The 25144-nt window shown below is 40.5% G+C and carries 25 protein-coding genes and 2 pseudogenes; 22 read left to right on the plus strand and 5 right to left on the minus strand.

Features of this window, described 5'->3' with window-relative positions; all coding sequences use genetic code 11:
* Positions 1–129: 129 nt before the first annotated feature.
* The gene (locus DFO72_RS10650; protein ID WP_113881670.1) at positions 130–528 is read right to left on the minus strand and encodes a DUF1259 domain-containing protein; all 399 of its coding nucleotides are present in this window, start codon (positions 526–528) and stop codon (positions 130–132) included.
* 277 nt (positions 529–805) lie between these two features.
* On the opposite strand from DFO72_RS10650, the gene DFO72_RS10655 reads away from it, so the two are divergent.
* The 3 genes from DFO72_RS10655 to DFO72_RS10665 all read left to right on the plus strand — a co-directional run bounded on the left by DFO72_RS10655 (position 806) and on the right by DFO72_RS10665 (position 3456).
* Positions 806–1168 (plus strand): Na-translocating system protein MpsC family protein, encoded by a 363-nt coding sequence (locus DFO72_RS10655; protein ID WP_009333910.1) that lies wholly within the window; start codon positions 806–808, stop codon positions 1166–1168.
* A gap of 126 nt (positions 1169–1294) precedes the next feature.
* Positions 1295–2317 (plus strand): Nif3-like dinuclear metal center hexameric protein, encoded by a 1023-nt coding sequence (locus tag DFO72_RS10660; RefSeq protein WP_113881671.1) that lies wholly within the window; start codon positions 1295–1297, stop codon positions 2315–2317.
* Positions 2318–2334: 17 nt separating this feature from the next.
* Positions 2335–3456: a hypothetical protein gene (locus tag DFO72_RS10665; protein ID WP_113881672.1), complete on the plus strand. Its 1122-nt coding sequence runs from the start codon at positions 2335–2337 to the stop codon at positions 3454–3456.
* A gap of 48 nt (positions 3457–3504) precedes the next feature.
* On the opposite strand, the gene DFO72_RS10670 is transcribed toward DFO72_RS10665, so the two are convergent.
* The gene (locus tag DFO72_RS10670; protein ID WP_113881673.1) at positions 3505–3969 is read right to left on the minus strand and encodes a hypothetical protein; all 465 of its coding nucleotides are present in this window, start codon (positions 3967–3969) and stop codon (positions 3505–3507) included.
* A gap of 1016 nt (positions 3970–4985) precedes the next feature.
* Between DFO72_RS10670 and DFO72_RS10675 the strand changes: the two are divergent.
* The 7 genes and pseudogenes from DFO72_RS10675 to DFO72_RS10710 form a co-directional block, all read left to right on the plus strand.
* Positions 4986–5075, plus strand: a pseudogene (locus tag DFO72_RS10675) (YjcZ family sporulation protein); the annotation flags it as partial.
* A gap of 52 nt (positions 5076–5127) precedes the next feature.
* A complete protein-coding gene (locus DFO72_RS10680) occupies positions 5128–5217 on the plus strand; it encodes a YjcZ family sporulation protein (protein ID WP_083390419.1) in 90 nt (29 codons plus the stop codon).
* 177 nt (positions 5218–5394) lie between these two features.
* Entirely contained in the window at positions 5395–5625 is a 231-nt protein-coding gene (locus tag DFO72_RS10685) for a hypothetical protein (RefSeq protein ID WP_113881674.1), read from the plus strand.
* A gap of 321 nt (positions 5626–5946) precedes the next feature.
* Positions 5947–6297 carry a hypothetical protein gene (locus tag DFO72_RS10690; RefSeq protein ID WP_113881675.1) on the plus strand — a complete coding sequence of 117 codons (351 nt, stop codon included), beginning with the start codon at positions 5947–5949 and terminating at the stop codon, positions 6295–6297.
* A gap of 1209 nt (positions 6298–7506) precedes the next feature.
* Positions 7507–8151 carry a hypothetical protein gene (locus DFO72_RS10700; RefSeq protein ID WP_113881676.1) on the plus strand — a complete coding sequence of 215 codons (645 nt, stop codon included), beginning with the start codon at positions 7507–7509 and terminating at the stop codon, positions 8149–8151.
* Positions 8152–8578: 427 nt separating this feature from the next.
* On the plus strand, positions 8579–8797 hold the full coding sequence (locus tag DFO72_RS10705) for a hypothetical protein (protein ID WP_113881677.1): 219 nt from the start codon (positions 8579–8581) through the stop codon (positions 8795–8797).
* A 153-nt stretch (positions 8798–8950) separates the two neighbouring features.
* Positions 8951–9517 (plus strand): competence protein ComK, encoded by a 567-nt coding sequence (locus tag DFO72_RS10710; RefSeq protein ID WP_113881678.1) that lies wholly within the window; start codon positions 8951–8953, stop codon positions 9515–9517.
* Between the two features lie 89 nt (positions 9518–9606).
* On the opposite strand, the gene madM is transcribed toward DFO72_RS10710, so the two are convergent.
* Together madM and madL are read right to left on the minus strand one after the other, a co-directional pair.
* Positions 9607–10371 carry a malonate transporter subunit MadM gene (gene madM / locus DFO72_RS10715; RefSeq protein WP_113881679.1) on the minus strand — a complete coding sequence of 255 codons (765 nt, stop codon included), beginning with the start codon at positions 10369–10371 and terminating at the stop codon, positions 9607–9609.
* Positions 10352–10765 carry a malonate transporter subunit MadL gene (madL, locus tag DFO72_RS10720; protein WP_113881680.1) on the minus strand — a complete coding sequence of 138 codons (414 nt, stop codon included), beginning with the start codon at positions 10763–10765 and terminating at the stop codon, positions 10352–10354. Before madL ends, madM begins: the two co-directional genes overlap by 20 nt.
* A gap of 286 nt (positions 10766–11051) precedes the next feature.
* Here madL and DFO72_RS10725 point away from each other — a divergent pair, with 286 nt between their 5' ends.
* From DFO72_RS10725 to DFO72_RS10775, 11 genes are all read left to right on the plus strand, one after another.
* Positions 11052–11717, plus strand: coding sequence for a GntR family transcriptional regulator (locus tag DFO72_RS10725; protein ID WP_113881681.1), 666 nt, complete (start codon positions 11052–11054; stop codon positions 11715–11717).
* Positions 11714–12640, plus strand: coding sequence for a malonate decarboxylase subunit epsilon (gene mdcH, locus DFO72_RS10730; protein ID WP_113881682.1), 927 nt, complete (start codon positions 11714–11716; stop codon positions 12638–12640). Before DFO72_RS10725 ends, mdcH begins: the two co-directional genes overlap by 4 nt.
* Positions 12641–12670: 30 nt before the next feature.
* Positions 12671–14317, plus strand: coding sequence for a malonate decarboxylase subunit alpha (gene mdcA / locus DFO72_RS10735; RefSeq protein WP_113881683.1), 1647 nt, complete (start codon positions 12671–12673; stop codon positions 14315–14317).
* 19 nt (positions 14318–14336) lie between these two features.
* Complete coding sequence (locus DFO72_RS10740; protein WP_113881714.1) at positions 14337–15206, plus strand: triphosphoribosyl-dephospho-CoA synthase; 870 nt, start codon at positions 14337–14339, stop codon at positions 15204–15206.
* Positions 15207–15224: 18 nt separating this feature from the next.
* Complete coding sequence (locus DFO72_RS10745; RefSeq protein WP_113881684.1) at positions 15225–15536, plus strand: malonate decarboxylase subunit delta; 312 nt, start codon at positions 15225–15227, stop codon at positions 15534–15536.
* Positions 15514–17205: a biotin-independent malonate decarboxylase subunit beta gene (gene mdcD / locus DFO72_RS10750; protein WP_113881685.1), complete on the plus strand. Its 1692-nt coding sequence runs from the start codon at positions 15514–15516 to the stop codon at positions 17203–17205. The genes DFO72_RS10745 and mdcD overlap by 23 nt, the downstream gene beginning before the upstream one ends.
* A complete protein-coding gene (locus tag DFO72_RS10755; protein WP_113881686.1) occupies positions 17199–17846 on the plus strand; it encodes a malonate decarboxylase holo-ACP synthase in 648 nt (215 codons plus the stop codon). Before mdcD ends, DFO72_RS10755 begins: the two co-directional genes overlap by 7 nt.
* A gap of 153 nt (positions 17847–17999) precedes the next feature.
* Positions 18000–18650, plus strand: coding sequence for a hypothetical protein (locus DFO72_RS10760; RefSeq protein WP_113881687.1), 651 nt, complete (start codon positions 18000–18002; stop codon positions 18648–18650).
* Between the two features lie 240 nt (positions 18651–18890).
* The gene (locus tag DFO72_RS10765; RefSeq protein WP_113881688.1) at positions 18891–19631 is read left to right on the plus strand and encodes a hypothetical protein; all 741 of its coding nucleotides are present in this window, start codon (positions 18891–18893) and stop codon (positions 19629–19631) included.
* Between the two features lie 258 nt (positions 19632–19889).
* A complete protein-coding gene (gene cyoE, locus DFO72_RS10770; protein ID WP_113881689.1) occupies positions 19890–20807 on the plus strand; it encodes a heme o synthase in 918 nt (305 codons plus the stop codon).
* Between the two features lie 484 nt (positions 20808–21291).
* On the plus strand, positions 21292–21960 hold the full coding sequence (locus DFO72_RS10775; protein WP_113881690.1) for a DNA alkylation repair protein: 669 nt from the start codon (positions 21292–21294) through the stop codon (positions 21958–21960).
* 426 nt (positions 21961–22386) lie between these two features.
* Here DFO72_RS10775 and DFO72_RS10780 read toward each other — a convergent pair.
* Positions 22387–23619, minus strand: a pseudogene (locus DFO72_RS10780) (IS110 family transposase).
* Between the two features lie 511 nt (positions 23620–24130).
* Here DFO72_RS10780 and DFO72_RS10785 point away from each other — a divergent pair.
* Complete coding sequence (locus DFO72_RS10785) at positions 24131–24640, plus strand: DinB family protein (RefSeq protein ID WP_134177238.1); 510 nt, start codon at positions 24131–24133, stop codon at positions 24638–24640.
* The last annotated feature ends 504 nt before the right edge of the window (positions 24641–25144 follow it).

Genomic DNA, 25144 nt, shown 5'->3' on the forward strand with positions numbered 1-25144 from the left:
TGTAATTATCTCTTGCAATCATCATTCAAATAATATCTTAAAAAGCCTAATTTTTTCACTTTCAGCACCAAGAATTAGGCTTTTTAAAAAGAATTGATTATGCGTGTGGCTAATGGCTCACCTTGAAATCTATCCATACATCTTAATTGCATTAAATGCTTCAGCAGCTTTTTGCGCAAACGATAAAGGAGGTTCAACTGATTGAAAATGAATATAAAGGATATGGGGCTTAGCGAACAGCCAGTGGTTGTGCAGGGCACTGATGCTGACTCCATTTCTGACTAATACTTGTGTGAAAAGAGGAATTTCTTCTTCCAGAAGAACTGTTTCACCAAGGTTAAGTGCAATTCCTTGATGGTCCAAAGACTCAAACGAAAGCTCAGCACCTACTTCCCCTTTGCTGGGCCGTCCCTGAATGGAAACGTCCAGGTTCCGTTTTATTTCCACAGAGCATACTCCATCTTCAAGCTTCATGCTTCCCTTTAATATATGGGCGTATTGATGGCATAATGTTAGGTATCCGTTCACGCTGAATGACCACCTTATCTATCTTTTTATATAGAAGCTATGAATATACTCTTTTTTTTATGACATAAAAGATAATGGGAATCGCTGAAAGATCCTGCTTTACTTCAAGAATCAGGAATGAACAGTTCTGTTTTTAGTATTGATACTAAATGAGAACTTGAAATATATCATTTAACTGCTAATAGATTTTTAATATAAACACTTTACAGATAGTATTATCTATGATAAATTCTATTTATCTAATGATTCTGAAATTTCAAAAAGATGGTGTGAGTAAATGAGTTGGACTGCTGGCCCATTTAAACAGGAGCTTATTAAGGACTATAATAATATCAACCTTCTATTGTTTAACATTGGTGTCAAAAGTCAAAGAATCGACTTTTTGGGGGATAAGATATTAATTTTCGCCTATCATAAGAGAATTCCATCTCTTAAACATTTGGACGAGATTAATCGCTTTGTAACCCGAATGACTGACATTGCCATCATAGATAGTTATAAGGAACATTTAAGGAATGTCCTGGAAGAAAAATATGGGATGAAGGTACTTTCTATTTTAAAGGACTATGATCCCGTTACTGAGCTTTCAGGTACTATTATTACCCTGGATCGGGATACGAGTGCCTATATTTCCAGGTAACTAAATATTGGTGACTGGTCCATTGAACTCTTAAGAGTGCATAAAAACCGTCAGTACAAGCTTTCAGACTAGCGTCTGTTTGTTTTGTGCTGACGGTTTTTTTTATAAAAAAAAGGAGGCAACATTATGAAAACAGTAGAAGATGTATTGATTGCGCTGGATGACCTTACAGGAGGAAGAGTGATTAAATCTCTAAATGATATTACAAGTGGTGAGCATCCCTTTGTCATCATGAAGTCTTCCAACCTTCCAGGAAAAGAAATCATAGAAACTCCTGGTCTTGTTTATGGTGAAATGAAAAAAGAAGTAAAAAAAGTAGCCGTTGCTATGACCATGACAGAAGGATGTATTGAACTTGCCGGCGCTACTGGTGTCGATGCCATTGTTGCTCATCACCCGATAGCTGAAGCGGCTAATTCAGGTGGTGTTATTTTGAAAAACTATCTGGATTTATATGATGTAGCTGCTTTTGAATTACATGAAGCTTTCCATGGATTGCATCCTGGCATCCCTTTTTTGCACGGCCATCAGGTATACAGGACAGAGGTTTCTTATGGAGGAGTACATGGAAATATTTTATATGTAGGAAAAGCACTCCCGGAGGTGAAAACGCTAGGAGATATTTTAACTCGGCTGGACAATTTTATGGGTCTAAAAGATGAAGATGATCTATTACATACCGAAAAGGAAATACGCAATGTTTCATCTCTGACTGAAACAAGTACAGTGACACGCGGGCGGATTGTCTGTGGAGAAGAAACCAGCACCGTGAACAATATTGTGCACATTTTCCCGCATACGGGATTTTCCCCTGACCATTTGCGTCAAGTCATCCAAGAACACCCTGAAGCTGACACTGTTCTCGCTTCCATTAGCCGGGTTTATGATGGACATCCACTTATTGAAACGGCTAAGGAGTTAGGGCTTAATTTTATTATTGGCAACTGCCATGTGTTAGAAATACTGGAAAATGGTTTACCTTTAGCTTATGCCTTAGATATACTGCTCCCTGATGTAGAAGTCGTTGTTTTCCGGGAACGTGTGACAAGCATGTCCATAAATGAAATGGGCTCTCCGCATTTAAAGAAATATGCAGAAGAAATGGCTACTGGTTATCTATTGAAAAAAACGGCTGTCCATACACTATAAAAAAGGAGTGCAGGTAGATGAGCGAGGTTAAATCTTTAGTACAAAAAGATGTAGAAATAGAAGAGACTAGTGCCCCGATTCCTTTAACTAGAAAATGGACACAAATCGAAGTAGTAGGTCTTGGTTTAGTCATAATCTCACTGTTAGTATTGTTAATCACTCCAGGAACATTAGCCGGGTTATTTACTTCCATTGTCGATCAAGTTTTCCCGGTTATCGTAGAGATATTTTTAACCGGCACAGTAGGCGTTTCCATTATTGTTAGTGTCATTATTGGAAGGTTTCTGGAAAGGTTAGGCTTTACTGATGCGTTAATTCGGATATTTATTCCTGTTACAAAGCTGATGAAAGTGAATTCAGCTGTTATCATTCCAAGTATATATAATATTCTTGGTGATATAAATGCGGCTGGAAAAATTGCCGGACCGATTTTAATCCGTTCGGGAGCAACAAAAGCAGAGCAAAAAATAGCGGTGGCAACCATGGTTCAATCGCAGCAATCCTTTGCTACATTTATGTTAGGCATGGTCGCTTTAACGGCTGTAGGGGCCAATGCTTTTGTAGTCGTTGTGTTAGCTGTATTCATGCCTGTCATTATTGTCCCGTTTCTTCTATCTAAAACCATTTATCGGGATACGAGAGCTGTCCAAATTGCAAAACTGCCTCAATTTACTCCCAAAACTGGTTTTTTGCCCACTCTATTTAATGCAGCCAGGGAGGGAGCAGAGCTTTTATTCCTTCTCATTATACCAGCTGCAGCTGTCGTGTTTGCTGCTATTGGTGTTTTGGACTATATCGGAATTTGGGCAAAAGTTGAATCTGGCTTGTCAACCGTATTGTTAGCTCTAAATATTCATCCTGAGACAGGCATTCTTTCCATATTGGCCAGCCCGGCTCTGGCCATGGCCCAGTTGTCAGAAGTTGCGGGTACTTTGGATCCGCGTTTGGTGATTGGATCTTTCGTGCTGGCGTCATCTGGTTTGCCTTTGTCTACTATCTTTGGTCAGGTTCCGGTTATATGGGCAGCTAATTCTGACCTTAGTGAAAAGGAGGCCATGGGAGCAGCTGTATTAGGAATCGGTATGCGTATTTTGACAGCCTTTTTAATTGTTTATTTCTTAACGCCGATATTAGTTTAATGCTCGGTGTGAAGATGAAAAAATGGCTTTTAGGATTGTTTATAAGATCTAAATTTTACCCAGTAAAAAAGAGAGATCGATAGAATATTGAACTGGAGGGTTCCATTCAATAGATTGGGGATCCAGGTGGAGCTCTGTTTTGCTTAAAAGCTGGTTTTCCTCGCTCCATAAGAAAAGAACGGCCGTTTGATGAATGGGTTCCATAATACCTTTATTCGGCGCAAGAAGTTCAATTTTAAGGTCATCCAGAGGAATTTCCGGCCGGCAAATAAGGTTACAAGGCGCTGTTTGTAAAGGTTCATAGTGATTTATTGTGTTTTCAGACAGATGGTGAATCCTCCCTGTAGCTGCAATTCTTTTATCAGGGAGAATCAGTCCAGGTTCATGATAGATGTCTCTTCCAATCGATGAAGGCATCTTTTTTTTGTTCCACAAAATGGACATTGAAAAAGTGTGGCCAGGCAAAATCGTCCATGCTCTTTTGGCTATCAGTTCAAATCCGATAAAGGACATGGCTCTCCCTCTTTTCTATTACTCGATACTGATGTTTATGCTCTAAAAAGCCAAAATATCTGATATGTTTCCATCAACGTAAAACTTACTATTTAGGAACATAGGTATTATTAAAGATCCATTCCGATTTTTTAAAGATGTATATATACCAACTAACTGGTATTCAACATGAGATACTCAATAACAGGGGAAGTTTGCGAAAAGGGCTAGAGTAATATGAAGTAAGGTTCTGGTTTAGGATACGGGGACTAGCGAAGCATTTGATAAAATTATTTATCCGGATTCGATTAAAGAGACAGAAGAAGAATCTTAAAACACCAATGAAAATTATCCAGACCATCATTTTTTTAATTAAAGTATTTCATGAAAATAAAGTTAAGAAAGCCAAGGGTTATGAAATTTCATTCCATTCTAATTTCTGAAATACTGTATGTTGTCGTAGCTGTCTATGCAACACTAGATTATTAAGCTGAAAAAATTATAAAAAGGGGCATTCTTCGTTTCAGTCTGAAGTATGGCCATGGTGTCCTTTGAAAGGGCACCAGTTGAGGTATGTAACTCTGCAAACAAGAAAAAAGCGTATCGCCGATATACGCTTTTTTCATCCATGAAAAAGTTTTGTCTTTCTATTGGAGAAGAAAGATGTGATTGCTCACGTTACCACTATATGGGTTTTATTCCAGAGTGTATAGGCTAATAGCGGATATTTTACAGAAAAGTTTAGGCTAATGTTTTTCTGAGTTTATTAACTGGTTTGCTTTATTAGGGAGCGTGCATTGCCATTTATACAATTAGTACTTATCTTTCAGTAGTGGCATTGGAAAAATTTAAGGGGATTAGCGAAGAATAGACAATTGCGGATATTATGGTCATTTTAGGTGTTTGTCCAGACCTATTTACAAGCTTTTCATATTGTATAGTGAGCTGAAAAATACAGCATTTAAAAATGGAGTTGGAGGTGACATTCTATGTGCTGGGGATTTAATGGCTGCGGATACGGCGGAGCTGGCTATGGCGGCGGATACGGCGGTGGAAACCGCGGGTTTGCTTTAATCGTTGTATTGTTTATTTTGCTTATTATTGTGGGTGCTGCAATTTTGAAATAATTGTTCAGCTACCACATATGAAGTAATTACTCCTTTTAGGAGGTGGAATAGAATGTCTGGAAATAGCAATGCTTTCGCTTTGATTGTTGTGCTTTTTGTTCTTTTGATTATCGTAGGCTGCTCTTGCACAGGAATCTACTAATTGATTGTTTGAAATCTAAATCATTGAAAGGAAGCAGGGTGAGTTCATGCTCTGTTTCTTTTTTGTTTTCTTTCTGAAAATACCTAAATTATTAAATGTTTATATAATTCAACAGCCTATACCATATTATGCAAAAAGAATATGATGATATTAATCTCATGGAGGAGGGCGATATCAGTGTCAAAGGAAAAAAAAGAAAAAATCCTGCGTGTCCAAAATTTGGTTATCCATGCCGATAATGTTGAAATTATCCAGGAAAGGGATAGAAAACATAAAGATCACCATGACCATATCGGACATGACCAACATAAGGAGCATGAACATATAAATTCAAGGAGAGATGTTTGGAGTTCTTTCTGGGGGAGACCTAGAATAAGCGGGAACGATGACAAAAAAGAGAATGAATAATCGTGAAGGGGCAGAATTTCTGCACCCTGAATGTATGTTCTTTCCTTCTGATTTTACTGTACATTTAAGTTTTAGATTCTTTTATTTGGAGAAGGTGCCCATAAATGGATTGGGCACCTTCTTAGGAGGTGGTAGCCAGGAACTTGTCCTGGCGGAGCTGGTCTGAAAGGTTGTTCACCCTTCAATTTAATATATGCAAAAGCAACTAGAGCGATTGGACAATAGTATAAAACAAAAAAAATTTATATTTATTTTTTATTTGGCTTTTCAAAAATACCATATTCTGTTCTTACCTTTTAAAGGAGATAGGAGGAAAACTACTTGTCAGAAAAAGATAATCAACAAACAGAACCATTTACTAAACAAAATGATCCCTTTACAAGTCTAATGTTTGGTAAAGGACATGACGATGAATCCTACGGAGATCGTGAAACAAAGCAGAATATAGCAGCAGATAAGACCAGCCACTTTGATAATTGGATATTTGGCCCAAAACCCAAAGAGAAAAACTCAGAGAAAAGCACAGCCCAAAATCAGATAGAGGACTTTTTAAATGAAATAGATTTTATTTTATTAATGGAAACTATCGACAGCATTCGCAACTCATCAAAACAACTAAAGCCATTGGTGAAAAAGCTGATCCCTTATTTAGAAAAATTTAAATCAACATAATATATAACGGAATTTCTTTAACCCGGCTGTAAATAGCTATGATTTGTTTGTAAGGTTAGTCATTAGATTATATCTGTCACACGCTCTCTCAAATGCCAGTATTTAATTTTGTCTAGAGATGCTTTGGGCAATACTTTTTTGCGCTTTTCTAAAAACTTATTTCCATCATCAAAGCATAATCATAAAGACAAGCATGCAATAGATTTAAAGCAAAAAGTCTCTTAGATAAGTTTTCTGCTGAACATAGAAACGATACTCAAAGGGATAGCAGACACGGAAGCCAGAAATGCTAGCAGGATAATGACTTCAAGCTTGTTATCTAACCTCTCGACTGATGTTCTTGATAATATAATTATAGATAAGTGTATGATAATAATGGGAGCCAGGGCGATATAGAATGAAACCGCTGTAAAAATTTTTAGATCTATTCTTCGCAAAATCTTTACCTCTCCCAAAAAATTTTAATTACAAATCTGAACGCTTTCAGTTTGTGTTCTGGGATTAGTTGATTTTAAAAGATAATAGCTGTAAATCAAGGCGGGAAATACTCCATGGGTTCTGTACATTGAACGTACTTATTTTTTTATAATAATTAACCGCTTCATCACTCTGCCATACGATGACAAATTCATTTTCATTGTCTTTGACCCATTTATTAATGGTACTTAATAGTTTGCTTCCAATACCCGCTATTTTTAAATTCCGGAATGGTATAGACATTGGTCATATAGACAAATTAGTGTGTTATTCTGCCAGGGCGGGGCACTTTTTATAGTATCTCCATGTAGATGTGTGAATTAATTTCCCCTTGATCCCCTGCAATCCAAATATACCATTGGCTGCTATTTAGGGTATTCTATAGAAATGTTCGACATTCTATTTCAAATTCGTTATAAGAGGCGTCTTTTTTGGCTCTCATCAAATTCAATGGTATTATCCCATCTAATGTTTATTAACTTATTGATGTCTTTTGCCTCAGCAAGCCTGATATCACTTAGGTGCACCTCGTTTATCAATATTATATTTTACATATATTCCTTTTTAATAGGTTCTACTCTATTGCTCTGCTTTTTGAATATTATTTTGTTATTTAACAGAGAAAACAACCGTTCACCCTTCCGATTTTTTGAGAACCCTCCCTGATAAGCTATGAATATACCAACTAACAGGTATTTAACAAGAGAATTTTATTAACAGGGGGAAAAAATTATGAGAAACAAGCATTTATTACGCCTGGTGTTGCTGTCATCATTTTTAATGATGGCAGGATGCAGCAGTGAAAAAGCAAAGGAAACAGGGACTGAAGCGGAACAAACGATAAAAGAAGAAGATCAGAACAATGCAGAAGGAAATGAGGCTGTCAAAGTTGATAAAGGTCTTTTAAATGTAGAGGTAACGCTGCCAGCTTCCATGTTCGAAGGGGAAGATATGGATAGCTCCATTGCAGAGGCTGAAAAGGAAGGCATTAAAGTCACCAGGTATGATGATGGCTCTGTCACTTATAAAATGTCTAAGAGTAAGCATAAGGAAATGATGAAGGAGATGGAAACTGAGCTGCAAAAAACCATTGCGGATACAAAGAATGGCGAAGATTATCCATCTGTAAAAGAAGTTTCTCATAACAAGGATTACTCAGAGTTTATCTTAGAGGTGGAAAGAGAAGCTTACGAAAATAGCTTTGATGGTTTTGCTGTGTTTGGACTTGGACTATCCGGAATGTTTTATCAGCTATTCAATGGGGTGGATCCGAAGGAATACGAAGTAAAGATCTTGGTTAAGGATACCGCAACCGGCGAAGTATTCGATGAAATCATTTATCCGGATGCGATGGAAGAGACAGGGGAAGAATCTTAAAATATAAATGAAGTTGGCGTGCCTTTGAAAAGATAAGGTACGCTTTTTTGATATCATAAATCAATAATCCGGACCATCTGCAGGCACATTCCAAACTCAGCTTGCCTCATGGATGATTGTCACAAAATATTCGAAATTAGAAAATAAATTTTCTTTGTTTGCTCCTGATTTTTCAGATAATGGCTAAAAAGAGGGAGGGGGCGAGTTATTTGTGACATAAATCACAAACAGAACACATATTTTAGGCCCTTTAATTTAAAGCATATATTATAATTATTCTTCCCTAACCTGTCAATAGTTTGGAAACAGTGTGAGTAAACAAAATCGATTCAAAGGCAATAACAATATCTTGGTATATTTAAAAAATAATTTACAATAATCAGACAAAATGCCTATAATAGACCTCGGGAAGGAGGTATTACAAATATTGGTGTATCTTCCAGGACTATGGGATTATTTCGGTTTGGTGAAAGGTGCCAGCCACTCAGCTGTCCAATGTTATTTTGAAAGCGCTTTTTTATATGGAGAAAGCATAGGAAGTGGCGGAGATTTCAAGGAACTGTTGATTGGGAATTACTTTTACCTGGAGAAAAGCAAAAGAATATTAATTGAGATTTCGTATTGGTTTGAGGATCAAAGGAGGTGAGTCATTTGTAAACCTAATAAAAACCCTCAGGCAGGTCCTGGCAGACGATAGCCTGAGAGTCTCACTGAGATGGAGTATACCAGCTCATAAGTTAGTATACTCCTTAAATATCATTTTTTAAATAGTTAAATTAAAAGGAGGGTTTTGCTAACAATGAAAGCAAAACAAATAGTCAGTTATATTATTGTTCCCGAAACGAAATCGATTAGAGCTGAGTTTAATGATAATGGGGAATGCCACAGTCTCGTTTTGGAAGGTGACTATACGTTTAAGGTAGATATGAAACCTGCTGAGATCATTGATGAAAGCCTCAAGTATTATGGATTTGACTTGAATGGTGCCATCAGCGGTTCGAGAGCCATTCTTGGCCAATGCAAGGCTGTCCCTGTACGAATTCCAGGAGAGATTAACATGTATTGGTTTCCTCATACTTCGCCGGGGCAGGAGGAGTGTGTGTGGTTTGCTCTGCATCATGTTGAAGCTATCCTGGCTGAAGATCATGGCCTTTCAAACGTTTATGTGAGCGGCGGACATTGCTTTAAGCTGAACGCCGCTGAAAAGGATCTTACTTTTAAATATGATCGGACAGAGAAGCTGGAATCAAGAATATCCAAACGCACGGTGAACACCTTCAGCTTTATTATGGAACGAACAACGAAAACCTACACAGTTGAAAAAGGGAAGAGGAATTACATTATCACAAGGAAAAAAGATAAGTAGAAGCTGGAGCCTGTTCCGATAAACTGGGGGCAGGCGCCCATTACAGCAGAAAAAAGCGGCACAATGCCGCTTTTACTGATTTAATGTATTTAGCCGAACACAGCTTTTGTCATTAAAAATAAAACAGAAGGTGCCATCAGACAGCCCAGTCCGGTGTAAAAGGTTGCTGTAACCGCTCCATAGGGCACCAGCTTTGGATCGGTAGCAGCCAATCCGCCGGCTACTCCGCTTGTCGTTCCCATAAGTCCTCCGTAAACCATTGCTGTGCGGGGGTTGTTAAGGCCGATATACTTTGCGACAAAAGGTGTTCCGATCATCGTAAGAATAGATTTTACTAAACCTGCTGCGATACTGAGAGTAATGACTTCTGAGCTTGCTCCAATCGCCGTTCCTGTTACGGGCCCAACTATGTACGTTGCAGTACCGGCACCAATTGTTGTAAGGCTGACCGCGTCTGTATATCCAAATGCCAGGGCAATTCCGACTCCGACCACAAAGGAGAGGACAACACCCAAAAAGAGGGAGACAACGCCATTTACACCAGCCTTTTTGATTTCACTGAAGTTGGCGCCGAAGGCAGTTGCCACAATGGCAAAGTCACGGAGCATGCCTCCTCCCATCAATCCGATTCCAGCGAAAATGCCGATATCCGATAGGCCTTTTTCTCCGCCGGTTACCATTCCGCCTATATAGGCGAGCACTAACCCAAGAGCTATGGCAATGGCTGAACCATGTATCCTTCCTTTTGTTAGTTTATCAGAGAGGTAATAAGAAACTAGCATTGTCAGCCCAACGACAGTAAAAGCAACGATAAGACCATTGTCCGTAAGAGCATTACCTAATGTTTCTAACACGCTGATCCCCTCCAGTCATTTCACTTTCAAGCGTTTCGTTTGAGTTGCCGCCCTTGCTTAAAAGAGGTACAATAGCCCAGCTGATGACGACTGCAGCTACTCCCGCTGTTAGGGCAAGAGGTCCTCCGTCCAGAGCTGCAGCCACATTTTGCTGTGCTGACATGGCAATAACGATGGGAATATACATGGCACTCCAGAACGATAGCCCTTCCTGGGTCGGAGCCTTTAATTTATCTTTCTTCTTCAAGTATTCAGCCAGAAGAATTAACATCAGCATGGCGATGCCTACACCGCCGACATTTGCGTCGATTCCAAGAATGTTTCCAAGAAGATCTCCCAAAAATACACCCGTTAATAAGCAAATAGATAACAAAGCAACCCCGTAAATAACCATCTCATCTCTCCTTTAATATTTTTGCTTTGGGCTAAGGAATAGAGAAGCAAAGAATCTAGTATTCTGACTGAACATAGGGGCCGGTAATAAATTTTGAAAAAAAGAAAGCGTTTGCATTTTTGAAATCTACAGTCGACTGTATTCCTAGAACTCATCATAAAACGAATGAAAAGACGAAGTCAATTAAATTTTAAAATTTTCTCAAAATATTGAATTATCCAAAAGGCAACGTTATAATTAAAATCGACAGTCGACCAAATATTTTTAGACTGAAGGAGACAGTGTCATGAAAGCAGATAAATTTAATCAAAATGCATTATCAAATCATATAGCAGAGCATATCACCGAACAAATCATTAAGGGAGAGCTGGTTCCAGGGGATAAATTGATTGAGCATATTTATGCCGAAGAGTATGGAACAAGCCGTGCACCAGTAAGAGAGGCCATTTACTTGCTTTCGATTGAAGGACTTGTGGAAAGGATACCCCGAAAAGGAGCCGTCGTTAAGGATTATACAGAAAATGAAATTTATGATTTGCTGGAAATTCGCATCATGCTTGAGTCAATGGCTATGGATAGAATCAGCAGAAACGGAATCGATGAGCATGAGCTGAAAAAAATGAAAGAGCTCCTGGACAAGATGAACGATGTTACGGATGTTCATCAGTACACACTGTTGAACCACTCTTTTCATACTGCGCTTGTGGAAATGAGCAAAAGTGAAACGATCAAGACCATGTATTCCCGGCTTGGATGGCCATTGCTGAGAATACAGAGTCTTTCTTTTGCCAGCCAGGGAAATATTGAAAAGTCAGTGCGTGAACATGAACTGTTAATTGGCCTTTTAAAAGATGGGAAATTAGACGAGGCAGCAGAGTTGCTGACAAGGCATAATCAGGATGTAATAGCCAGCATGAAAAGAAAGATGGGCAAGCGGGAGGGTATGCAATGAAGCTTGCATTCGTATTTCCCGGCCAGGGCTCCCAAAAAAATGGCATGCTGCACAGCCTGCCGGACCACCCAGCGGTTCTTGAGGTTCTGCAGGAAGCAAGAGAAGTAATGGGGGGAAATGTCTTTACTCTTGATACTGACAAAGCCTTAAAGTCCACTGTTTCTGTTCAATTGTCTTTGCTTATTGCTTCAGTGGCTGTATCAAAAGCATTTAAAGCAGAAGGGGTGATGCCGGATTTTGCTGCAGGCCATTCAGCCGGAGCCTTTGGAGCTGCCGTTATGTGCGGGGCGGTGGATTTTACCGATGCTTTGGAGATTGTAAAGCTGAGAGGAGAGCTGATGGAGCAGGCTTTTCCATCGGGCTATGGGATGGGGGTGATTACTGGTTTTGATGCCAGGACTGTAAACGAAATCGCTGCAGCCATTTCTTCGGAAGAGTATCCGGTATATCCCTCGAATATTAATGCAGCTGATCAAGTAACCATTTCCGGCTCCATTCCAGGCATCAAAAAGGTTCTTGATCAAGCCGGTCAACGCGGTGCAAGAACAGCCGAGCTTTTGAATGTAAGTGTGCCATCCCATTGTCCTTTGCTGAAATCAGTCGGTGATTCCTTATATGACAAGCTTGCTTCTGTCAATGTCCGTGTCCCGGCTATTCCATATGCCGGCAATCGGACAGCCAGGCTATTAAGAGATTCGGAGCAAATTCGAGAAGACCTCGCTTTTAATGTTTCGCATCCAGTCCGCTGGTATGAAATCAGCTCTTTGCTTTGTGAGCATGGCACAAGGCTTTTGATCGAGATGCCTCCAGGGAATGTCCTGACCACTTTAAATAAAAGAACACTGCCTGGTGCCCGATCTGTCTCTGTGGATGAAAACGGGTTAGATAATTGCCTTTTCCTGGCAAAGAAATTTTGTTCTTAAAAAATATTTTAATAGAAAGGGGATTTTATCATGCAGGCTGCCAAACAGCGATCATGGAATACACGTCTTGAAGCCAAGCAAAAACGATTAGAGAAAATGAAGGGTATCACCAGCAATCGAATTATTCCAACACGCCAAATTGTCGAGGCTCTAGAAACACTGATTATGCCGGGGGATCGGGTGGTGCTTGAAGGAAATAATCAAAAACAGGCATCCTTTCTTTCAGCTGCTCTAGCTCAGGCTGACCCGAAAAAATTATTCGATTTGCACATGATCATGTCCAGCATTTCCCGTCCTGAACACCTGGATGTATTTGAGTACGGCATTGCCAGCAAGGTGGACTTCTCATATGCTGGCCCGCAAAGTCTCAGGATGGCGCAAATGCTTGAAGATGGGAAGCTGACAATGGGAGAGATTCATACATATGTAGAGTTATATGGAAGGCTCTTCATTGATTTGATTCCTTCAGTGGCTTTAGTGGCTGCGGATAAAGCTGATTCAGAAGGCAACTTATATACAGGTCCTAATACGGAGGAAACACCGACTCTTGTTGAAGCAGCAGGCTTCAGCAGCGGAATTGTCATTGCACAGGTAAATGAACTGACTGACGAATTGCCTCGCGTAGACATTCCCGGCTCCTGGATTGATTTTGTTGTTGTTGCTGACAAGCCCTATCAGCTTGAGCCGCTATTTACACGTGACCCACGCCATATTACAGATATTCAGATTCTGCAGGCCATGATGGTCATAAGGGGAATCTATGAAAAACACGGAGTAAAATCACTGAATCACGGGATAGGCTATAATACTGCCGCGATTGAACTGCTTCTCCCTACCTACGGTGAATCTTTAGGCTTGAAGGGGAAAATTTGCAGGCACTGGGCTTTGAATCCTCATCCTACTCTCATCCCGGCCATTGAAAGCGGATGGGTAGAGAGTGTGCATTGTTTTGGCGGAGAAGTCGGAATGGAAAAATACGTCGCTGCCCGGCGTGATGTGTTTTTTACCGGCCATGATGGAAGCTTGCGCTCAAACCGGACACTTTGCCAGCTTGCAGGACAATATGCAGTTGATCTATTTGTGGGCTCCAGCCTGCAGATTGACGAAGCTGGGAATTCTTCAACCGTAACGAGGGGGCGCCTTGCCGGTTTCGGGGGAGCGCCGAATATGGGACATGATCCGGGAGGGAGGCGCCATTCCTCTCAAGCTTGGCTTGACATGATGACGGACACGGACCCGCTTGCGCGCGGGAGAAAATTGGTTGTTCAGGTAGCTGAAACCTTCCAAAACGGAAATAAACCTGTATTTGTTGAATCGCTGGATGCTGTAGGCGCTAAAGCAGATATTGGTCTTGAAACAGCACCTGTCATGATTTATGGGCAGGATGTGACACATATAGTCACCGAGGAGGGCATTGCCTATCTATATAAAACGGACAGCATGGAGGAGCGGAGGCAGGCTATCGCAGCCATTGCCGGTGTGACTCCAATTGGCCTGAAGCATGATGTAAGGGCGACGGAAAAATTAAGAAGAGAAGGATTAATCGCTCTGCCGGAGGATCTCGGAATTAGAAGGACCGATGCAAAACGATCCCTGCTGGCTGCCAAAAATGTTGAGGAGCTTGTGGAATGGTCGGATAGGTTATATGAACCGCCTGCCAAATTTAGAAGCTGGTAAAGGGGGCTGAATGGATACAATGAAAGACGTAGAATCTTACAGCCTATATCTTGGAAAGCTGGCAGTACAATCACTCATTGAAGAGGCAGAGTTGACGCCAAAACCAGGACTGGTCGATAAGAAAAGCTCCGGCTCGCATAGGGATATGTCTTTAAACACAATGATACGGTCAGCTTATGCACTTGAAGATACATTTAGGAAAATTGCTGAAACAAGCTTTAACAGCACCCCTTCTCAGGAGCTGCGCGAAGAGATTGCGATGATTGGCCGGCGGGGTGAACAGGAAATGTTCCAGGCTACAGGTGGCGTAAATACCCATAAGGGAGCGATATGGGCATTAGGCCTGCTCGTTTCAAGTGCTGCAATGGACCTGGGAAAAAGCCCAGGCAAAGAGGTAGCGGTTCAGGCAGGGAAGCTTGCTCGTTATGAAGATCGAAACCTGCCTGCTGATTATACAAATGGCAGCCGGGTTAAAAAAAGGTTTGGAGTGGACGGTGCAAGGGGAGAGGCCGAGCAAGGCTTTCCACATATCAGGCAGATAGCGCTGCCAGTTTTAGCTGAATCAAGAGGAAGAGGTCTGAAGGAGAATTTTTGCAGGCTAAACGTACTTATTGCGCTGATGGCAGAGTTAAATGACACGTGTATTTTGCATAGGGGAGGCGCGGAGGCCCTCGAAATTACTAAGTCTGATGCAAAGGAAATAGTAATGGCAGGAGGAGTTTCTGCCGACAAAGGATGGCAGTTATTAGAACAATTGGATCAATCATTATACAGTATGAATGTATCACCGGGCGGAAGCGCTGATTTGCTTGCGGCTGCCATTTTCCTGGATTATCTGGATCAGAATGTGCAAAGCGAGTTTAAGAGATTAGAGGCCTTACAAATTTAGCAGAAGGAGAGCTGCCGAATGGAAAAATTAAACTTTCGCTTTCCTGCAACTCAAATGCTTGAATCAAATGCCCATGTGGGAGTTGTAGGATCAGGCGACCTGGAGATTTTAATGGAGCCATCCGACCAAGGGTATGCAGATGTAACAGTCCGTACAGGTACCACAGGCTTTAATCAAATATGGGAAAAGGTATTAGAACGATTTTTTAGCCAGCATGCTATTTCAGCAAACATTAAAATCAATGATTTTGGGGCAACCCCGGGGGTTGTATCATTGAGGCTTTCACAGGCATTGGAGGTGGGCAAAAATGCTGGATACATTAAAAAATAGCTTTGTAGAGTGCGGAGGCAGAGAGCGTGCAAGAGTACTTATGGATGAAGGCACATTCAGGGAGCTGTTAGGACCATTTGAAGGCCTTGAATCCCCACACCTGGAACCGCAGGGCATTGTTCCCCAAAGTGATGATGGGGTTGTGATTGCTAAAGGAACGATCGAAGGAAGGCCGGCAGTCGTCATCTCCATAGAAGGCAGCTTTCAGGGAGGCGGTATTGGAGAAGTTTCCGGTGCGAAGATAGCTGGTGCTTTAGAGATGGCACTTGATGAAAATAAGTCCGGCCATACCATCATTCCCATTTTCATCTTTGATACAGGGGGTGTCAGACTCCAGGAAGCCAACTATGGCCTCTTATCCATTGCCGAAATAGGCGCAGCGATCGTGGCTTTAAGGAAATACGTGCCTGTTATAGGAGTCATTCCCGGGAAAATTGGCGCTTTTGGCGGGATGTCCATTAATGCAGGCTTATGCAGTACGTTAATCATTACCCGTGAAGGCCGGCTTGGATTAAATGGGCCAGAGGTAATCGAGCAGGAAGCGGGGATACAGGAGTTTGATTCAACTGACCGTAAGCGTATATGGAACACGATTGGAGGCAGACAAAGGGTGGCTGCCGGTTTCGCCGATATTGAGGCTGAGGATGACATCGCCTCTTTCAGAAAGGCCATATTGTCTGCCATCCTGCAGGGACCTGTGGAAAAGCCAAGAAGCTCACAGGTTGAAAGATATCTTGCTTTTCTTGGCTCTATAAATACTTCAGCCGTGCTCACTCCTCAGAAAGTTCAAGATTTGTGGGCAGAAACTGACTATTATTATTCAGAAGAGTACGATAGCGCTAATAAAAATAATGTTGTAAAAATCAAAAGCAGGGGGCATAGATGGTTTAACCTTTTGTCAGCCGGCAGCAAAAACATTAGTGCAGTTCCTTCGGTTTTATGCTCCGATTCAAATATCGGCAGTGAATCTGTTCGTTTCCTGGCAGTTGTCCCCGATCAATCAAGCCGGTTCCCTCGAGCACGTTCTGGTGAATTTGGCCTGGAGCAGGGATGGATGATCGCCAAGCATGTTCGTGATGCGATCGAAGAAGATAAATATAAGGAAGATAAACGCGCAATTGTAGCGGTCGTTGATGTTCCTAGCCAGGCTTATGGGTACCGTGAAGAGCTTTTGGGAATCCATCAGGCATGTGCTGCAGCCGCAGATGCCTATGCAACAGCTAGATTGGCCGGCCATCCGGTCATTGCTTTTATTCCAGGAAAGGCTATTTCAGGGGCATTTTTATCCCATGGATTGCAGGCGAACCGATTAATTGCCTTGGATGATGAAGGCGTCAATGTCCATGTGATGTCCAAAAAATCAGCTGCAAGAATCACGCAGAGAACCATTGAAGAACTTGAAGAAGCTGCAAAAAAAGTGCCGTCAATGGCTTATGATATCCGGTCATTTGAAAAATTGGGTGCGCTCCATGAACTGATTTCCGATCTAAATGCCGATGCTCCAGGGGAAACTGACCGTGACGTCATCTTTAACAGCATCCAGGCAGCAATCAAAGATATCCAAAATAACCCGAGTGATTTGAGCAGCAGGCTGTCCTCAGATTTTGCCAAAGAAGGAGGAAGATCCGCTTCCATTTTAGTCAGAAAGATGCTGGCGGACCAATGGTGATTGATCCTCATGACTTATTAAAGATTGACGCAAAACATCTCATAAGCCATTTGCCAATTCCGGACTGGGCGATTCAAGCACTGAACATGGCACCCTATGTGGTTGTCCGGAGGGCACATGCTCCGAAAGGGCAGATCGCCGCAGGGATTAGGGGGAAGGCAAGGAATGAAAGATTCGGTGCATTTCTGCCAGCTGATTCGTTCATTTGCCAAATCAAGCCTGAGGATTTAACTGAAAGCACTCTTTTTGAAAATAAGCCATCACCTGTATTCTTATCTCTTAAATTAGCAAGTGAGATATTGGCGAAACATAAGCTGGTATGGGGGCCAGGGGGGAGTGCCGGATTTGAATTGGCCACCGGAATTGTAACTGTAACAGCGGAGAGCGATCTTGATATTGTACTGCGTGCCCCGAAGTCAATCCCTATTCATATAGCAGCAGAGATCATCCATGCAATGAAGAGCTGCCCTGCAAGAGTCGATATACAGGCTGAAACGCCAGCAGGTTCGTTTTCTTTATTGGAGTATGCCAATGGTTCAGCCACAATGCTGGTAAAAACGAAATTTGGACCAATACTCTGTGAAAACCCTTGGAAAAGTGAAATGAATAAATCAATGGAACTGTTGAAAAACCCTTCTTAGTAAATTAAGAGGGGTTTTTTGAGCTTTAGCAGTCTTTCAATCTCTTTAACTGCCGGATGGAAGTCCCAATTTTACAGTTTTAAAGGGATGTAAGAAAAAGTGTCGAATTAAATAAATGTAAAAATTTAACATTTTAAGGGGGCTAAACAGATTATGAAAAGAAATTGGCTGATCATTTTTGCTATTCTCATCACTCTTTTTATTGCAGACAGATTTATAAGGCCAGGAATGGAATCCGCAGGAGTGGGAAAGGTGAAGGTAGAAACCAAGATTAACAGGGGAGAGCTTAAGGTTGAAGATTACGAGAAGATATATTTGAGGGCAATTAAGAAAGCGGAGAGTTATGAAATTAAAGATAAGGAGCTTCTAAGATGGGTGGTAAAAGAAATAGCAAGCAGAGAAATAGATCATAAGCCGGAATTAACGAAAAAGGCACTGATCAGGAATGCCAGGGAAAAAATTCAACTGGAAAATGCCAATATCCAATATGCCGAAGTAAAATATGACATTAGATCGACTGAACAAGAGATGGAAGCATGGGCTGGGGAAATATTAAGCCACCTTTCTTCAGACATCCCATTAGAAGGTTACCTCAAAGCCTTTGCAAAGACTTATAATTTAAGTCCAAAGGAAGTGCTGCTGGAGATCGAAAAAAGTTCCCTTATGGTTATGGTTACGAACGAAAAGCTGTACCCAAAATTAGCGGAAGCATATAAATCGGATGACCGTGCAGAAGTAAGCAGAAAATATGGAAGTGAGGTAAAAAGCTTTATGGCGGGTGTAGAGCCGGAGATTGATGCATAGTTTTGGATAATTCTGCCCATAGGGAACCTCACCATCCAATTAAAATTATGAATACTATCCTTTACTGCTTCCATCTAAATAATACTCCCCAAAGTAAGCACCTGACCTACAAGTACCGTACAGGACAAAAAGGGCAGGTGTTTTAGTTTTCCTGATCCACCCAGCTGAAAATTTAATAGGCCTGCACTTTATAATAATGAACAAAGATGATGTCATCAAATTAAAGGGAGATAATCAAACATGAAAAACCTGACCATTTTCACAGTCTCAGCGACTAGACCTAATCTGCTGGTGAATTCTGCAGATGACCGAATTGAACCGCAAGCCGGCTGGAGCATTTCGGCTGAAAATCCGGAAGATATTATTCATGGCTTCTCTCAATTAAAGATAAAGAAAGAATACAAGTTAAGAGGATATCAATATTTCAGCGGAGGAAACGGCAATGGAATTGTGTGGGCGATTCCAGCTTCAGAGGAACTTCCTCATCCTGACATCTGTGACCGTTTAGATGAAATGTTTCTTAGCCCGCCCAAGCCTGAAATTGCCCTGGATGATTTTATGGGTGCGATTGATGGTGACAAATCTCCATTATCTTATCTGCAGGCGGCGATTGCATGGCATGAGCTTCATGAATTTGGGGCTATGTGGCATGGCTGTTCATGGGGGCAGGATCGGATATTGCCGTTTACGGATAATTACAAAGAAGAAATGCTTTCTGAATTCGACGATCCAGATGAAGATTCAAGCATAGCAGATTACTTGAATTTCATTCACCCATGGGATGAACTCAAAGAAATTCCCGATATCCTGAATCCTCATTTCTTCTATCAAAATGGAAAACCGACAGTCGTTTTCTATACGATCAACGATATTGGCTATTATAAATTAAGCAGGTACACCCATACCTTTGAAAAAGAAACTTATATTCAGAAAGTAGAACGTGAAGAAATTGGAGCAGGGGACGGCGGTATTATTTTTTAAACTTCTTATCCAGTAAAGTGATACAAAGCTGTCACGATTATAAGCCCCTTTTCAATGTGAATAATGGTAGAATGGACAAAGAGAACTATGCACCTGAGCAAGGTTCTCTTTTCAATTTGACATTTGCATTTCAGCATAGTGATTTTTCAGAAATCATTAAGTGGCAACACCTGTTATAATAAGTGTATACTGTTTATCTAATTAGTATTTTTTTAGATAGAGAAGAGAGATAATCAATAAAAGGGGAATAGATCGATCATGAAAGAGGAAGCAACCCTGAAAATGCAGGGACGGCCTTTATCAAAGATCCTCGCACTGACAGTCAAGACAGGGATTATAAAATCAAACCTGATCCCGATGTTTGCAGGATTAACATTGGCCTTATATACCTATAACTTCGGCCTTTTGGAGAAGCTGCCTGAAATTTTACTGGCCTTTATTGGCTCAAGCCTGGTAATGGGGGCAGCCGGGGCTTTTAATAACTTATATGACCGTGACATCGACTCGATTATGAAGCGGACTCAAAGCAGACCAACTGTTACAGGGGAAATTAAGCCACAGCAGGTTTTATGGCTTGGTTCCCTCATGTCTGTTTTTGGAATCCTCGCTCTTGCCTTCACGACTCCTTTGGCGGGCTTCCTTGGGTTTTTGGGGCTGTTTTTTTATGTGGTTCCTTATACGATGTGGAGCAAGAGAAGAACCATTTACAATACGGAAATCGGAAGCATTTCCGGTGCGATGCCGCCGCTCATTGGCTGGGCTGCCATCCATCCAGATATCACGCATCCTGCGATCCTTGGTTTGTTTATCATCACGGTCATTTGGCAAATGCCGCACTTCTATGCGATTGCCATTCGGAAGCATGATGAATATAAAGCGGCAAACGTTCCGATGCTGCCCGTTGTAAAAGGGGTCAGAAGAACGTATATCCAGACGAATATTTATTTGATCGTTTTGATCGGGATCAGTTTTCTGTTAGGCTCCTTAAGCCTTGGCCTTATGCTTGTTGCCCTGCTGTTGGGGATTATTTGGCTGGGCATAAGTGTTTATGGCTATAAGCGTATGGATCCGGAGAAATGGGCGAAATCCCTGTTTATTTTTTCGCTTGTTCACATGACAGTCCTGTTTTCGACGGTTATTATATACTCGATTATGGGGATTATATTTGATTTGTAAAAAGGAAATCATCAAGCCTCTAGGTGTAATAAAATTTATATTGTAGTTAAGTTAATCTAAAAAATTTGATACAGCATTCCGTTTCAGGGTGCTTTATTGATAAATGGCATAAAAAATGACGTGTGAATGGCACACGTCATTTTCCTTATTTATTAAGGTTTTTAAGTCTCCTTCATCGTTTTTGACATAGTAATTGACATTATATTTTATATTGGACAATAAGTAATGTACGATTAAAATGTAGTGCCAAAATAGTGTCAATTTCAATGCCACTTGGGCTGCCGGCATTATCTTTTTTTTCTTATTCAACTAACGGGGCTGCTTAGTTGAACAATATAGGTGGAGAAAGCTTTAATACGATATATTCTACATTATTAAAAAAGGTAAACTTTACTGCAATAAGACTTATAACGAAATTAAGTTCTTGATATATCCCGTCAAGGACATATTATGAAACAGTGCTCTTATAAAGGAGTTGTATAAAATGGATGAAAAAAAAGGCACAAAAATAAAACGCTCTTCAAAAGCAGAAAACATTCTAACTCAGATCAATAGTAAAACTAAGCTAGGCGACTTACGAAAAATCGCGAAGGACATTAAAAAAGATCATGAACTAGCTATGGAATTTTGGTCAACCGAAGAGTTTTTGCCCAGACTATTAGCAATCTTAATTATGGACAAAAAACTTCTTTCACAAGATGTGCTAAATAAGCTTGATAAGGATATGCAGACTCACACTTTTGATGAGCGAAATAACTTAATGGATTGGTTGATGGCTAATCAGCTCACCAAAGACAAGAAGAAAATTGCATTGATGGAGTCATGGGAAAATAGTCCTTCTGCTCTTCAAAGGCGAGCTTTCTGGTATTATCAAGGGCGATTGAGATGGACTGGACAAACACCGCCTGATAACACCACAGACCTGCTATCTGCATTAGAAGCAAATATTATGCAGGAAGAACCGGAAGTTCAATGGGCTATGAATTTCACCGCAGGCTGGATAGGCGTTTATGATGAAAAGAATCGTGCACGTTGTATTAAACTTGGTGAGAAAACGGGTCTTTACAAAGATGAAATAGTAGCAAAAGGATGTACTCCCAGCTATTTGCCGGAGTTCATTACGATTGAAGTTAACAAACGACATAAAAATTAGTTACCTCTGAAAAATTTATTAGGGTTTAATTCAAATAAAGGAATTCAAAGCCTGAATATGAAAATTGTAATAGTCTTGGACCGAAAAATAAAGAGAACATCGCGTTAATAGCAGCTAGTCAGTGACCTATGCAAGGAAGATGTAAAGGATTAACTTACTATCTCTTATTGATCTGTAGGGCGCTTATCTTTAAGAAGATCAACTTTCCAGCTGCACAGTACAAGGATACTGTTCAGTAGGAAATAAAAAAGGACGATAGCCATAAAATTGGTAATGGTCCTTCTTCAACTAAACCAGCTAATAGTTTGTCAACATTTTTCAATGAAATTGAATTTTATATTATGGTATGCTAAAAATAAGCATGTCAAATAACCTTCCTAACCTGGATGTTTGGAAGGTTTTGCTTTTATTAGTCCATTTGGGTAACTAAGCTAGATCTTGGAAAGTCGTTCTGCTTTCAAAAGGGCATAAATCCATTGTAAAAGCTTATTGGCACAGGCTATTATTGCTACTTTAAAGGGTTTTCCTTCTTCCCTTTTTTTTCATAGAATTCTCTCAACCTTTTATTGCGAGGGATTAGCTCCTCCGTCGTTTTGCTTTTCCTGGAATCCCGAATAGCACACCTAACGGCCATATACAGTGTATGCCTAAGTCGGCTTGAACCTCTTTTGGTAATCCTGTTTACGGTTCCTCTGAATTTACCTGATTCAAAGATACTCGGGTCAATACCAGCAAATGCGACAAGCTTTTTAGGGTGATCAAACCGTTCAATCTCGCCAATTTCGGAAATGATCGTTGCAGCGATCTTTTCCCCTATCCCAGGGATTGATTGGATGATTTTATATTCTTCAATATCTTTTGCCAAGGCATCTATCTCTTCTTCAAATTTGGATAGATGCTTTCGGTATTCCGGAAGCATTTTTATATACATTTCCACGCTTAAAATGTGGCTTTGGTAGAGATTTTCCCTAAAGGGATTTTGCCTTGCGGCAGCTAAAAGGGCTATTGCTTTTGTCTTAGCCCACTTGATGGAGCGCCTTGGACATAACTTTTTTATTGTGTTAGTAACTGTCTCTTCGCCTGCTTCTAAGATACTTTGAGATGTTGGAAATTCAAGTAAGGTGAGTAGAGAGACAACAAAATATAAGTCCCCAAAAACTCCTCTATATACTGGAAACACCTGATCCAAGACGGCTTGGAATTGCAGTTTTGTTTGCACATAAATCCCCGTAATATTTTCGTGCTGTCTAGTCAGGTTTCGAAGTTCAAGAGCTGGATACCGCGTTTTTTATAAGGCTCCAAATCCTCTTTGTAATACATCTCGCAGAGATGATTGGCATCAATTATATCTGTCTTTACCTTTCTTAAACTTGAACTCTTTGCCCGATATGAGACTAAAGGGTTAACAATAATGATCAAGTATCCTTTTTCCTCAAAATAATGGACTACCGGAGTATGATAGTGACCGGTTGACTCCATGACTAATGGAGGTTTTATCCCAGTTATTCTCTCAACATCTGAGAGAAAGGAATGCAGTTTTTCCAGACCTTCAAGAGTGTGTTCAACTTTAAAGCTTTTTTGATAAGGTTTTTTCTTATCCAGGAAAGCTTGTATCTGGCTTTCACCTTTGGCTACATCCAGTCCAACCACTGGATTCATTGGCTTCTCCTCCTAAATCATATTTGCCGGTACCCCTAATCCTTCTTGCAGTATCATAGCTTCGCTTGTTATACGAGATCAACGTCCCAACCAGCCTCAATCATGTTTCTACAAGTAGGGGGCGAACGGTTTAGTTGACGGGATAAAGTCCCACGGGTGCTTACGTTCTACCCCGGCTACGGTTATCATATATCGATATAAAAAATGGTCAATCAGAAATATTTTCATTTCTAGTTGACCTTATAATACGAACGGGTGCTTTTCTTAAATAAAAATTGTTTATTCATTTCCATAAGTCTATTAAAATGCCAAAAATCCCTGCTTTTTGATTGATATCAGGGATTTTTTCTATGTTTAATCATTATGGTTTATTTTGAAAACACTACACTACATTTAATTTGCAATTATTTTGCGGTAATGAAATTAAATATCAAAAATAAAGGAAATATCTTCTTGACAGTCGAATATTAGCCTAGAATCATCATTAACTATTCCGATGAGGAGGATTCTTGTGCGTCCACGACCATTATTTATTGAAAATCCAGAGCATGATAGATATGTTAGTCTTGTGCCAGATGGAGATATTGAAGAAATACTTAGTAAGCAACGAACTAAGATCATTACCCTCTTAAGCAGCGTATCAGAGGAGTCAGCAAGGAAGGCGTACGCACCAGGGAAATGGACTTTAAAAGAAGTGATTGGGCATATGACCGACTCGGAACGTGTGATGTCGTATCGAATGCTTGCCATTGCACGAAATGAATGTGCACCACTCCCAGCAATGGATCAGGATCAATACGTTTCTGCGGCAAACTTCAACAAATTATCCTGGGAGCAGTTATTAGCTGGTTTAGACACGGTACGCTCCAACACGTTAAGCCTTATTTCAACCATTGATGATGCAGCGTGGGTTCGTAATGGAACTGTAATGAACAGCCCAGTTTCGATAGGTACCATTGCATATGGCATTGCCGGGCACGAGTTACACCATATGAAAGTGATTAGTGATAAATACTTATAAGTCTTTTTCTATTAATGAAAAAACCTAATTTTTCATTTAATGTAATGCTGAAAAATTAGGTTTTTTAATATTGAAACTTCCTTAACGTTGTATTTCTGTATTTTCCTGACGCTACCCCGAATTTACTATACTTTCAATCAGAACTAAGGAGATAATTTATGTTGGATTTAGGAAAACAAAAGAAAAAATCATTGCCTTAGATGAATCAGATGCTAAAAACCATTGAAATGATGACCGCCGCTATTTGGAAATGGCAAAAGACGGAAAAGGTGACTTTACAAGCGATAAATGTGGAGATGAACTAATAAAGATAGTAAATAATATCCCTGGACCAGATGTACTAAAAGAGATGTATAAGAAAAAGCAACAAGAGAATTAAATAAAACTACTTCTTCAACAAACGGGTGCTTTCGTATTATTGAGTTAACCAGTTTTTACTGGTTGCTCTTTTTTTTATAGGACCTATTATTTCAGTAGCCAGGGTAGAACGTACGGGTGCGTGGG

The organism is Cytobacillus oceanisediminis, from assembly GCF_004366035.1.
GTDB lineage: Bacteria > Bacillota > Bacilli > Bacillales > Cytobacillaceae > Cytobacillus > Cytobacillus oceanisediminis_C.